At 69.5% G+C, this 12,138-nt stretch carries 8 protein-coding genes and 2 pseudogenes; 9 read left to right on the top strand and 1 reads right to left on the bottom strand.

Going from position 1 to position 12,138, the window contains the following annotated elements; all coding sequences use genetic code 11:
• The first annotated feature begins 72 nt into the window (after positions 1 to 72).
• Positions 73 to 1,629 (top strand): Rieske 2Fe-2S domain-containing protein, encoded by a 1,557-nt coding sequence (locus tag ABTU82_RS00215; protein ID WP_407170877.1) that lies wholly within the window; start codon positions 73 to 75, stop codon positions 1,627 to 1,629.
• 171 nt (positions 1,630 to 1,800) lie between these two features.
• On the opposite strand, the pseudogene ABTU82_RS00210 reads toward ABTU82_RS00215, so the two are convergent.
• Positions 1,801 to 2,007 (bottom strand): annotated as a pseudogene (locus ABTU82_RS00210) (GIY-YIG nuclease family protein); the annotation flags it as partial.
• A gap of 474 nt (positions 2,008 to 2,481) precedes the next feature.
• Between ABTU82_RS00210 and pyrR the strand changes: the two are divergent.
• The 8 genes and pseudogenes from pyrR to gmk form a co-directional block, all read left to right on the top strand.
• Positions 2,482 to 3,018 (top strand): annotated as a pseudogene (gene pyrR, locus ABTU82_RS00205) (bifunctional pyr operon transcriptional regulator/uracil phosphoribosyltransferase PyrR); the annotation flags it as partial.
• 7 nt (positions 3,019 to 3,025) lie between these two features.
• Positions 3,026 to 4,030 (top strand): aspartate carbamoyltransferase catalytic subunit, encoded by a 1,005-nt coding sequence (locus ABTU82_RS00200; protein ID WP_407170875.1) that lies wholly within the window; start codon positions 3,026 to 3,028, stop codon positions 4,028 to 4,030.
• A complete protein-coding gene (locus tag ABTU82_RS00195; protein WP_116646610.1) occupies positions 4,027 to 5,337 on the top strand; it encodes a dihydroorotase in 1,311 nt (436 codons plus the stop codon). Before ABTU82_RS00200 ends, ABTU82_RS00195 begins: the two co-directional genes overlap by 4 nt.
• Positions 5,334 to 5,831, top strand: coding sequence for a PH-like domain-containing protein (locus ABTU82_RS00190; RefSeq protein WP_116646611.1), 498 nt, complete (start codon positions 5,334 to 5,336; stop codon positions 5,829 to 5,831). Before ABTU82_RS00195 ends, ABTU82_RS00190 begins: the two co-directional genes overlap by 4 nt.
• Entirely contained in the window at positions 5,828 to 6,982 is a 1,155-nt protein-coding gene (carA, locus tag ABTU82_RS00185; RefSeq protein WP_407170871.1) for a glutamine-hydrolyzing carbamoyl-phosphate synthase small subunit, read from the top strand. Before ABTU82_RS00190 ends, carA begins: the two co-directional genes overlap by 4 nt.
• A complete protein-coding gene (gene carB / locus ABTU82_RS00180) occupies positions 6,982 to 10,269 on the top strand; it encodes a carbamoyl-phosphate synthase large subunit (protein WP_407170869.1) in 3,288 nt (1,095 codons plus the stop codon). The genes carA and carB overlap by 1 nt, the downstream gene beginning before the upstream one ends.
• Positions 10,266 to 11,120 carry an orotidine-5'-phosphate decarboxylase gene (gene pyrF, locus ABTU82_RS00175; RefSeq protein WP_116646614.1) on the top strand — a complete coding sequence of 285 codons (855 nt, stop codon included), beginning with the start codon at positions 10,266 to 10,268 and terminating at the stop codon, positions 11,118 to 11,120. The genes carB and pyrF overlap by 4 nt, the downstream gene beginning before the upstream one ends.
• Positions 11,113 to 12,012 carry a guanylate kinase gene (gmk, locus tag ABTU82_RS00170; RefSeq protein WP_407170865.1) on the top strand — a complete coding sequence of 300 codons (900 nt, stop codon included), beginning with the start codon at positions 11,113 to 11,115 and terminating at the stop codon, positions 12,010 to 12,012. The genes pyrF and gmk overlap by 8 nt, the downstream gene beginning before the upstream one ends.
• Positions 12,013 to 12,138 lie beyond the last annotated feature (126 nt).

The raw sequence follows: 12,138 nt of genomic DNA, 5'->3' as shown, positions 1-12,138 counted from the left end.
CACGACTCGGCGGACCCAGGGCCGGCCCAGCGAGGCGACGTAGACTCGATCGGTCAGACACGAGAGGTATCCATGCGCATCACAGGGCTCGGGCACGCGGGAATGTTCATCGAGACGGCGGGCGGCAGCATCCTCTGCGACCCTGTCATCGGTCCGAGCTTCTTCGGTTCGTGGTTCCCGTTCCCCGACAACCGGGGGCTCGACTGGGAGCGCTTCGGCAACGCCGATTTCCTCTACATCTCGCACCGCCACCGCGACCACTTCGACCCGGCGCTGTTGCGCAGATTCGTGCCCACCAGCATCCGCGTGCTTCTGCCCGACTATCCGACCGACGACCTCGAGTCCGACCTGCGTGCGCTCGGCTACGACAACATCGTCTACACCCGCGCGGGGGAGCCGCTGGAATTCGGCGACCTGAAGCTCATGGTCACCCCGTTGCGGGCTCCCAGCGACGGTCCGATCGGCGACTCGTCGCTGAGCGTCGACGACGGCACCGCCAGCGTGCTGAACCAGAACGACTCGCACCCGCTGGACCTCGACAAGCTGTTCGCGTTCGGCAAGCCCGATGCGTACTTCACCCAGGTCTCGGGCGCCATCTGGTGGCCGATGGTCTACGACCTGCCGCAGGACGCCAAGCAGAACTTCGCGCAGCTCAAGCGCGACGCGCAGAACAAGCGGGCGATGTACTACATCGACAAGGTGGACGCCGAGCACGTGTTCCCGATGGCAGGTCCGCCGATGTTCCTGCGCGAGGAGCTCTTCCGCTACAACGGAATGGGGCTCGAGAACGACTCGATCTTCACCGACCAGAGCCAGTTCCTCGCGCACATGAGCGAGCAGCGCCCGGCGCAGAAGGGCCACCTGTTCGTTCCGGGCACGCAGGTCGACGTGCACCACAGCGAGGTCGAGATCTCTCAGACGCTCTTCACCGACCAGGAGATCGAGCGGATCTTCACCGACAAGTGGGCCTACCTCGCCGAGCAGCGCGACAGCCGCCAGGCCGAGGTGCAGGCGGAGGAGGCCTCGCGGGCCGAGGTGCTGCCGCCCGCAGAGATGCTCGCCGCGATCAAGGAGTGGTGGGAGCCCCTCATCCGTCGGGCGCGCACCATCCGCAACGGCGTGGGCGGCAACGTGCGCTTCCGCATCGGCGAGCTCGACATGGTCGTGGACTTCCCGAAGGCCAAGGTGCGCGAGTACGCGGGGGAGGAGTGCGTGTACTGGTACACGATCCCCGCCGACCTCGTCTCGACCAACATCCGCGACCACGAGATCGACTGGTCGAACTCGATCTTCCTGTCGATGCAGTTCTCGGTCGGCCGCAGCGGCAAGTTCAACGAGTTCCTCACGACGTTCCTCAAGTGCCTCTCACGCGATCGCATCGAGTACGTCGAGAACTGGTATGCCGAGCAGTCCGACCAGACCGAGGACGCCGAGATCGACGGCTGGACCGTGCAGCGCCGTTGCCCGCACCTGCGCGCCGACCTGACGAAGACCGGCAAGATCGAGGACGGCGTGCTCACCTGCAGCCTGCACGACTGGAAGTGGGATCTGACCAGCGGCAAGTGCCTCACGACCCAGGGCCACCCGATCCGCGCGAGCCTCGTCGACGCATCCGTCCCGAGCGCCTGAACAGTCCGCCCCGCCTCGGTCGCTGCCCCGGCCGCCCTCGGTCGCTGAGCTTGCCGAAGCCTCCGCGTCCCCCTTGGTCGCTGAGCTCGTCGAAGCGTCCGCGGACCGCGATCGCGCCAGGGCAGGCAGATCGACGCCTCTTCGCTCGATGAGCGCGGACTTCTTCGCCCGGCTCCATCCCTGAACCTGCTTCTCCCGCGCGAAGGCATCATCGATGCGGTCGAATTCCTCGGCGTACACCACCTCGACGGGCCGCCGTTTGCGTGTGTAGTCGGCAACCCACCCGTCATCGTGGTTGTGCTGCCATACGCGCTCGTCGAGGTCGAGACCGGTGCTGCCGGTGTAGAACGAGTTGTCCGCGCATCGGACGATGTACATCCAGGGCATAGGTCGAGGATCCACCGTTCGTCGCGAGCGCGGGGAGACCGAGGAGGAACCGTGGAGAATTCCGTGGGCGAGAAGACTCTGTGGGTAAATGCCCCGGACCCTTCGACAGGCTCAGGGACCGACCAAGCCACCCTTCGAGAGGCTCGGGACCGACCCGCGACCCTTCGACAGGCTCAGGGACCGACCAAGCCACCCTTCAAGAGGCTCGGGACCGACCCGCTCCCGTCCCGGACCCTTCGACAGGCTCAGGGACCGACCACGCCACCCTTCAAAAGGCTCGCGACCGACCCGCTCCCATCCCGGACCCTTCGACAGGCTCAGGGACCGACCCCGGACCCTCCGACCAACGCAACGCCGGTCCTTCCACAGCGTCCGCGCACCCAAACACTGCTCTCGGACCGGGTAGGCTGGAGAGAGCACCACAGCAACCTTTAACACCGTCCAGAGAGGCGGAGAAGGGAGCGGCGGATGAGCACGCGCACCGTGCTTCATGAGGCCGACATCGCCCGCGCACTGACTCGGATCTCGCACGAGATCCTCGAGTCCAACAAGGGCCCCGACGATCTGGTCGTCCTCGGCATCCCCACCCGCGGCGTCACGCTCGCCCATCGCATCGCCGCGCTCGTCGGCGAGTTCGGCGGCGCGGAGATCCCCGTCGGAGCACTCGACGTGACCATGTATCGCGACGACCTGCACCGCAACCCCACCCGCACCCCGCAGCCGACCCAGATCCCGCCGGGTGGGATCGACGGCAAGGTCGTGGTGCTGGTGGACGACGTGCTCTTCTCGGGCCGCAGCATCCGTTCGGCCCTCGACGCCCTGCAGGACATCGGTCGCCCCGCGGCCGTGCGCCTGGCGATCCTCGTCGACCGCGGTCACCGCGAGCTGCCCATCCGTCCCGACTTCATCGGCAAGAACCTGCCGAGCGGGCGCGACGAACGGGTCAACGTGCGCCTGACCGAGCACGACGGCGTCGAAGCGGTCACGATCGAGGGGCGGTGACGGGCGCATGAGAAACCTGCTCGATACCCGCACGCTCTCCCGAGAGGACGCCCTGCGCATCCTCGATGTCGCCGAAGACATGGCCGACACGCAACGGCGCGAAGTGAAGAAACTCCCGACGCTGCGCGGCAAGACCGTCGTCAACCTGTTCTTCGAGGACTCCACCCGCACCCGCATCTCGTTCGAGGCAGCCGCCAAGCGACTCTCGGCCGACGTCATCAACTTCTCGGCCAAAGGCTCGAGCGTGTCGAAGGGCGAGTCGCTCCAGGACACGGCGCAGACCCTCCAGGCGATGGGGGCGGATGCTGTCGTGATCCGCCACGGCGCATCGGGAGCCCCGCAGACCCTCGCCACGAGCGGATGGATCACCGCGGGCGTGGTCAACGCGGGCGACGGAACCCACGAGCATCCGACGCAGGCGCTGCTCGACGCCTTCACGATCCGCAAGCGCACATTCGGCGACGACAGTCGGGGTCGCGACCTCGACGGCCTCGCGGTAACGATCGTGGGCGACGTGCTCCACTCGAGGGTCGCGCGCTCGAACGTCTGGCTGCTGCACACCCTCGGCGCCTCGGTGACCCTCGTCGCGCCGCCGACGCTCGTTCCGCAGGATGTATCGACCTGGCCGGTGCAGATCGTCTACGACCTCGACGAGGCGATCGGCCGAGGCCCCGACGCACTGATGATGCTGCGCATTCAGCTGGAGCGCATGAACGCCGCGTATTTCCCCACTGAACGGGAGTATTCCCGGCGGTGGGGGCTGGACGCGCGGCGTGCAGCGGCCCTTCCGGACGGTAGCATTGTGCTGCACCCCGGGCCGATGAACCGGGGTATGGAGATCTCCGCCGAAGCCGCCGATTCGCCTCGCTCGACGGTGCTCGAGCAGGTCGCGAACGGTGTGTCGGTGCGGATGGCCGTGCTCTACCTGCTGCTCGCAGGGGAGCGCGCCGAGAACACCAGCAGCGCAGGGCATGCCCGCAGCGCAAGGACTAACAGGGAGGACGCACGATGACCGGAGTCCTGGTTCTTCGCGGAGCGAGCATCGAGGGCGCAGCGACGGCCGACATCGTGCTCGACGACGGAGTGATCGCCGAGATCGGCACGGGCCTGTCCCGCGCCGGCGCGACGGTCGTCGACGCCGAGGGCCTCGTAGCCCTACCCGGCCTGGTCGACCTCCACACCCACCTGCGCGAGCCCGGATACGAAGCATCCGAGACCATCCTCACCGGCTCGCGCGCCGCGGCGGCCGGGGGATACACGGCGGTGTTCGCCATGCCGAACACCTCGCCCGTCGCCGACACGGCCGGCGTCGTCGAGCAGGAGCTCGCTCTGGGGGAGGCCGCCGGGTACGTCCACGTGCAGCCCATCGGCGCCGTCACGGTCGGGCAGAAGGGCGAGCGTCTCGCCGAGCTCGGCGCGATGGCCGACTCCCGCGCCCGCGTCCGGGTGTTTAGCGACGACGGCTTCTGCGTGTGGGACCCGCTGATCATGCGGCGCGCGCTCGAATACGTCAAAGCATTCGACGGCGTGGTCGCGCAGCACGCCCAGGACCCACGGCTCACCGAGGGCGCACAGATGAACGAGGGCTCGGTGTCGGCCGAACTCGGACTCACCGGGTGGCCGGCGGTCGCCGAAGAGTCGATCATCGCCCGCGACGTGCTTCTCGCCGAGCACGTCGGCTCACGCCTGCACGTCTGCCACCTCTCGACCGCGGGATCGGTCGACATCATCCGTTGGGCGAAGAAGCGCGGCGTCGCCGTCACCGCCGAGGTCACGCCGCACCACCTGCTTCTCACCGACGAGCTGGTGCGCGGGTACGACGCCCGGTTCAAGGTGAACCCGCCCCTGCGCCGCGAGGAAGACGTGATGGCGGTCCGCGAAGGACTCGCCGACGGCACGATCGACATCGTCGCGACCGACCACGCCCCCCACCCCTCCGAGGCGAAGGCCTGCGAGTGGCAAGCGGCGGCGAACGGAATGGTCGGGCTCGAGAGCGCCCTCCGTGTGGTGCAGCAGGCCGTCGTCGACACCGGGATGCTGACGTGGGCCGACGTGGCGCGGGTCATGTCGCGGATGCCCGCCCGCATCGGCCGCCTCGACGACCACGGCACGCCCCTGACGGTCGGCAGCCCGGCGAACATCACCCTCTACGACCCGCGCGCCGCGCGCACCTTCGGCACGGCCGATCTGCGCGGGCGCAGCACGAACTCGCCGTACCTCGGACGTGAGCTCCCCGGCGACGTTCGCTGGACGATCCACCGCGGTCGCGTCACCGTCGCCGACGGCGAGCTGCGCGACGACCCGGCGGCCTCGCTATGACCCGCGAAGCGCTCCTGACGATCATGATCGGGCTCGCCGTGGTCTGTCTGGGCCTCCTCGCCTGGTCGTGGTGGCGTCGCGCGCGACGCGACGCCGCATACCCGGCACCGTTCGGCGAGCTCCCCGACGACGCCCGGACCCTGTCGACGTTCACCACCCTCTACGTCGCAACCACCCGCCACGCACAGCCGCTCGAGCGCCTGGCGATCCGCGGCCTCGGATTCCGCTCGCGGGCCGACGTCACGGTGACCGACAAGGGCATCGCCCTCGACCTCGCCGGCACGCCGCGTATGACGATCACCCCCGACCGTCTCGTGGATGCCGCACAAGCCACCGTCGCCATCGATCGCGTGGTCGAGCGCGACGGCCTCACCCGTATCACGTGGCGCGTGTCGCCCGACACCCTCGTGGACTCGTACATCCGCCCGCAGGAGGCATCGGCGCGCCAACTCGCCGATGCCATCCGCCCGCTCCTCCCGACAGGAATCGCATGACCGCCACGCCCCACACGGAGTCCGCCGTCCTCGTCCTCGAAGACGGCACACGCTACGTCGGCCGCGCCTACGGCGCCGTCGGCACGACCCTCGGGGAGGTCGTCTTCGCCACCGGCATGACCGGCTACCAGGAGACACTGACCGACCCCTCGTACGCCGGACAGATCGTTCTGCAGACCGCACCCCACATCGGCAACACCGGCATGAACGCCGAAGACCGCGAGTCGCGCCGCATCTGGGTGTCGGGCTACGTCGTACGCGACCCCTCCCGCGTCGTGTCGAACTGGCGCTCCGAGGAGACCCTCGACGTCGCGCTCGACACCGACGGCGTCGTGGGCATCAGCGGCATCGACACCCGCGCGGTGACCCGACGCATCCGTTCCGTCGGATCGATGCGCGGCGGGATCTTCTCCGGCGACGCCGCGAGCATCGATGCCGAGGAGCAGGTGCGCATCGTCCGCGAGGCACCCGAGATGACCGGCCTCAACCTCTCCGCCGAGGTGTCGGTGAGCGCGGCCGAGGTCACCGAGGCGACGGGGGAGAGGATCGGTGCCCTGGCCGTGCTCGACCTCGGCGTCAAGCAGGCGACGATCGTCAACCTCGCCGCCCGCGGGTTCGACGTGCACGTGCTCCCGCAGAGCGCGACGATCGACGACATCCGCGCGATCGATCCGGTCGCGGTGTTCTACTCGAACGGACCGGGCGACCCCGCAGCATCCGACGACCACGTGGAACTGCTGCGCGCCGTGCTGGACGACCGTCTGCCGTTCTTCGGCATCTGCTTCGGCAACCAGCTGCTCGGCCGTGCCCTCGGTCTCGGCACCTACAAGCTGCCGTTCGGTCACCGCGGCATCAACCAGCCCGTGCTCGACAAGACCACCGGTCGCGTCGAGATCACCGCGCACAACCACGGATTCGCCGTGGACGCGCCCCTCGACGGCGACTTCGAGAGCCCGCACGGCTACGGCCGGGTGGAGGTGAGCCACGTCGGACTCAACGACCAGGTCGTCGAAGGCCTCCGCGCGCTCGACATCCCGGCGTTCAGCGTGCAGTACCACCCGGAGGCCGCCGCCGGCCCCCACGACGCCAACTACCTCTTTGATCGGTTCCGTGACATGGTCATCGCCGCGAACACGAAGGACAACAACTGATGCCCAAGCGCGACGACATCCGCTCCGTCCTCGTCATCGGGTCCGGCCCGATCGTCATCGGCCAGGCGGCCGAGTTCGACTACTCGGGCACGCAGGCCTGCCGCGTGCTCCGCGAAGAGGGGGTGCGCGTCATCCTCGTGAACCCGAACCCGGCCACGATCATGACCGACCCCGATTTCGCCGATGCCACCTACATCGAGCCGATCACGCCCGAGATCATCGAGACCATCCTGATCAAGGAGAAGCCCGACGCGATCCTGCCGACGCTCGGCGGGCAGACGGCCCTGAACGCCGCGATGGCCCTGCACGACCGCGGCATCCTCGAGAAGTACGGCGTCGAGCTCATCGGCGCGAAGGTCGACGCGATCCGCAAGGGCGAGGACCGCCAGGTCTTCAAGGAGCTCGTGCTCGCCTCCGGCGCCGACGTCGCCGCATCCGTCATCTGCCACACGATGGACGAACTCCTCGCCGGCGCCGAGAAGCTCGGCTACCCGCTCGTCGTGCGGCCCTCGTTCACCATGGGCGGACTCGGTTCGGGCTTCGCCTACGACGAGGCCGATCTGCGCCGCATCGGCGGCGCGGGCCTGCACGACTCACCCACGACCGAGGTGCTCCTGGAGGAGTCGATCCTCGGCTGGAAGGAGTACGAGCTCGAGATGATGCGCGACACGGCCGACAACACGGTCGTCGTCTGCTCCATCGAGAACGTCGACCCCGTCGGCGTGCACACGGGCGACTCGATCACCGTGGCACCCGCGCTCACCCTCACCGACCGGGAGTACCAGAAGCTCCGCAACATCAGCATCGACATCATCCGCGCCGTGGGCGTGGACACCGGCGGATGCAACATCCAGTTCGCCGTCGATCCCGCCACCGGGCGCATCATCGTCATCGAGATGAACCCGCGCGTCTCGCGCTCATCGGCCCTGGCGTCGAAGGCCACCGGCTTCCCGATCGCGAAGATCGCCGCGAAGCTCGCACTCGGATACCGCCTCGACGAGATCCCCAACGACATCACGAAGGTCACCCCGGCCAGCTTCGAGCCGACGCTCGACTACGTCGTGGTGAAGGTGCCGCGCTTCAACTTCGAGAAGTTCCCGGCCGCCGACGTGACGCTCACGACCACCATGAAGTCGGTCGGCGAGGCGATGGCGTTCGGACGCAACTACGCGACCGCCCTGCAGAAGGCGCTCCGCTCACTCGAGAAGCGCGGATCCAGTTTCCACTGGGGCGACGAGCCGCGATCGGTCGACGAGCTGCTGGAGGTCGCCAGAACGCCCACCGACGGCCGGATCGTCGTGCTGCAGCAGGCGATGCGCAAGGGCGCGACGGTCGAGCAGGCTTTCGATGCCACGGCGATCGACCCGTGGTTCCTCGACCAGATCGTGCTCATCAACGAGGTCGCCGAGACGATCCGCACCGCCGCCGAACTGGATGCTGACACCCTGCGCCTCGCGAAGGACCACGGTTTCAGCGACGTGCAGATCGGGCAGCTGCGCGGCGACGACGAGGCCGAGGTGCGCGGAGTGCGGCACGGTCTCGGCATCCGTCCGGTCTACAAGACCGTCGACACCTGCGCGGGAGAGTTCCCGGCGCTGACCCCGTACCACTACTCGAGCTACGACTCCGAGACCGAGGTCGCCCCGTCCGACCGCACCAAGGTCGTCATCATCGGCTCCGGCCCGAACCGCATCGGCCAGGGCGTCGAGTTCGACTACTCGTGCGTGCACGCCTCGTTCGCGCTGTCGGACGCCGGGTACGAGACCATCATGGTCAACTGCAACCCCGAGACGGTCTCGACCGACTACGACACCTCGGACCGGCTGTACTTCGAGCCGCTCACGCTCGAGGACGTGCTGGAGGTGCTCCACGCCGAAGCGGCGTCGGGCACGATCCTCGGCGTCATCTGCCAACTCGGCGGCCAGACGCCGCTCGGCCTGGCGAAGGGCATCGAGGAGGCCGGGTACACGATCCTCGGCACCTCGCCCGAGGCCATCGACCTGGCCGAGGAGCGCGAGCTCTTCTCGCGCCTGCTCGATGAAGCGGGCCTCATCGCTCCGCGCAGCGGTACCGCGATCGACGTCGACGGTGCCGTGGTGATCGCCGAGGAGATCGGCTACCCGGTGCTCGTGCGCCCGAGCTTCGTACTCGGCGGGCGCGGTATGGAGATCGTCTACGACACTGCGAGCCTGCGCGACTACTTCGTGCGCGTCGCCGACCAGGCCATCATCGGCCCCGGCCTGCCGTTGCTGGTCGACCGCTTCCTCGACGACGCGATCGAGCTCGACGTCGACGCGCTCTACGACGGCACCGAGCTCTACATCGGCGGCGTGATGGAGCACCTCGAGGAGGCCGGCATCCACTCCGGCGACTCCAGCTGCACCCTGCCGCCGGTCTCGCTCGGGCGCTCCGACATCGACCGGGTGCGGGTGGCGACCCTCGCGATCGCGGAGGGCGTAGGCGTGCGGGGCCTCCTCAACGTGCAGTTCGCGATCTCGGCGGGTGTGCTCTACGTCATCGAGGCGAACCCCCGCGCGAGCCGCACCGTGCCCTTCGTGTCGAAGGCCCTCGGCATCCCCCTGGCCAAGGCTGCGGCGCGCGTGATGTCGGGCACGTCGATCGCCGACCTGAAGGCGGAGGGCCTGCTGCCCGTCGCCGACGGCTCGCGCGTGCCGCTCGACGCCCCCGTGGCGGTCAAGGAGGCCGTGCTCCCCTTCAAGCGGTTCCGCACCAAGGAAGGGCACATCGTCGACTCGGTGCTCGGCCCCGAGATGCGCTCGACCGGCGAGGTCATGGGCATCGACCGAGACTTCCCGACCGCGTTCGCCAAGAGCCAGGAGGCGGCCTACGGCGGCATGCCGCTGTCGGGAACCGTCTTCATCTCCGTCGCCGACGCCGACAAGCGCGCGGTGATCCTCCCGGCCCATCGCCTGCAGGAGCTCGGGTTCGAACTCATCGCGACGGAGGGCACCGCCGAGATCCTCGCGCGCAACGGCATCCGCGTGCGCGTGGTGAACAAGTACTCGGCGACCCAGGAGTCGGGAGAGACGAACATCGTCGACCTCATCAACGCGGGCGAGATCGACATGATCGTCAACACCCCGAGCGGCGGGCTCGCCCGCGCCGACGGATACGAGATCCGTGCGGCCGCGGTCGCCGCCGACAAGGCGCTGTTCACGACGATGGCGGTGCTCGGCGCGGCCGTGAGCGCTCTCGGAGTGCTCGGCGAGGGCTTCGAGGTGCGCAGCCTCCAGGAGTACGCCGCCGACCGGGCCGCACGACTGTGACCACGTTCGGCCAGCGACTCACCGGGGCGCTCGATGCGCACGGCGCGCTCTGCGTGGGGATCGACCCCCACGAGGCGCTGCTGAAGACCTGGGGACTGGCTGCGTCGGCCGACGGGATCCGCGAGTTCGGACTCCGCGTGGTCGAGGCATCCGCCGGTCGCGTGGGGATCGTGAAGCCCCAGGTCGCGTTCTTCGAGCGGTACGGCTCGAAGGGCTTCGCGGCGCTGGAGGACGTGATGGCCGCCGGCCGCGACGCCGGCCTCCTCGTGATCGCCGACGCCAAGCGCGGCGACATCGGCTCGACCATGGAGGGCTACGCCTCGGCGTGGCTGCAGCCGGGCTCGCCGTTGGAGGCGGACGCGGTGACTCTCAGCCCCTACCTGGGGCCCGACTCGCTCGACACGACGCTGAAGACGGCGCTCCGGCACCGGAAAGGCGCGTTCGTCCTCGCCGCGACCAGCAACCCCGAGGCCGCGGTCGTGCAGCAGGCGCTGGTCGACGACGATGCTCCCCTCGAGGGCCAGCGCGTCGCCGAGCGGGTCGCCCGCGACGTGGGGTCGATGAACATGGGCCTCCCCGGGGCGCTCGGCTCCATCGGCGTCGTGGTCGGCGCCACGGTCGACCGCAAGGCGTTCGGCCTGACCGACATGGCGCTCGCGGGCACGCCCATCCTCGCGCCGGGCTTCGGTGCGCAGGGCGCCGACCCCGCCGACATCCCGCGCCTGTTCGGCTATGTCGCCATGAACGTGATCGCCAACGAGAGCCGCAGCATCCTCGCCGTCGGACCCGACCGACTCGCCGACCGTATCGCCGAGCGCGCCGCCCTGTACCGAGGAGCCGACCGTGGCTGATGCCCCCCGACCGCCCGAGGTCGACCGGGTCGCCGCATCCCGTCGCGCCGTCGCCGCTCGGCGCGCCCGCGCCGCGCTGAAGCGCGACGTCGCCACCCGGGTGATCAGCCCGCAGGAACTGCTGCGTCGCGCGCTGGCCGACCCGGAGTCGGCGGCCGGCGCCATGCGCGTGACCGACTTCCTGACGGCCATTCCGGCGATCGGCGAGGGCAAGCGCGATCGCATCCTCGCCGATCTCTCCATCTCGCCGGTCAAGCGCCTCGGCGGCCTCGGCGCCCGCCAGCGCCGCGCCCTCGCCTCCTTCCTCGATTCCCGCTGGCCCGAGCCCGGCCCGCGCGCCGGTCGCAGCCGGCTCGTCGTGCTCGCCGGCCCGACCGCGGTCGGGAAGGGCACGGTCGCCGCGCACATCAAGGAGAACTACCCCGAGATCCACCTGTCGGTCTCGGCCACCACGCGACCGCCCCGCCCGGGTGAGATCGACGGCGAGCACTACTACTTCGTCGACGACGCCGAGTTCGATCGCATGATCGCCACCGGGGCGCTGCTCGAGTACGCGACCGTGCACAACAAGCACCGCTACGGCACGCCCCGCGAGCCGATCGAGCGCGTTCTCGACGGCGGGGGAACAGCGCTGCTCGAGATCGACCTGCAGGGGGCCCGGCAGGTTCGGGCCGCCGACCCGTCGGCGACGCTCGTCTTCCTCCTGCCGCCGAGCTGGGACGAACTCGTGCAGCGGCTCGTCGGCCGTGGCACCGAGGACGCCGAGGAACGCGCCCGGCGCCTGCGCACCGCCCGCGTCGAGCTCGCCTCGCAGAACGAGTTCGACTACCGCGTGGTCAACGACGAGGTGCCCGCCGCGGCCGACGCCGTCGTGGCGGTCGCGGCGCGCTGACCCGTCGAGAGTGCCCGTTTGCGCCGCAGGTGCCCGCGATCCGGGGCACGAACGGCAGGAACGGGCACTCTCGGCTGCCGGGTGGCGGAGGCGGTAGACTGAGAGGATGCTTCGGCGCCTGGCGCG

This window comes from Microbacterium deferens (assembly GCF_045517775.1).
Classification (GTDB): domain Bacteria; phylum Actinomycetota; class Actinomycetes; order Actinomycetales; family Microbacteriaceae; genus Microbacterium.
The sequence above is the reverse complement of the archived record's forward strand: the minus strand, read 5'-3'. Positions and strand labels throughout refer to the sequence as shown.

Excerpts from the sequence above, each read along its gene's own strand:
- ABTU82_RS00190 (WP_116646611.1), top strand. The coding sequence starts at position 5,334 with ATGACCCGCGAAGCGCTCCTGACGATCATGATCGGGCTCGCCGTGGTC.
- ABTU82_RS00195 (WP_116646610.1), top strand. The coding sequence starts at position 4,027 with ATGACCGGAGTCCTGGTTCTTCGCGGAGCGAGCATCGAGGGCGCAGCG.
- carB (WP_407170869.1), top strand. The coding sequence starts at position 6,982 with ATGCCCAAGCGCGACGACATCCGCTCCGTCCTCGTCATCGGGTCCGGC.
- ABTU82_RS00215 (WP_407170877.1), top strand. The coding sequence starts at position 73 with ATGCGCATCACAGGGCTCGGGCACGCGGGAATGTTCATCGAGACGGCG.
- ABTU82_RS00200 (WP_407170875.1), top strand. The coding sequence starts at position 3,026 with ATGAGAAACCTGCTCGATACCCGCACGCTCTCCCGAGAGGACGCCCTG.
- carA (WP_407170871.1), top strand. The coding sequence starts at position 5,828 with ATGACCGCCACGCCCCACACGGAGTCCGCCGTCCTCGTCCTCGAAGAC.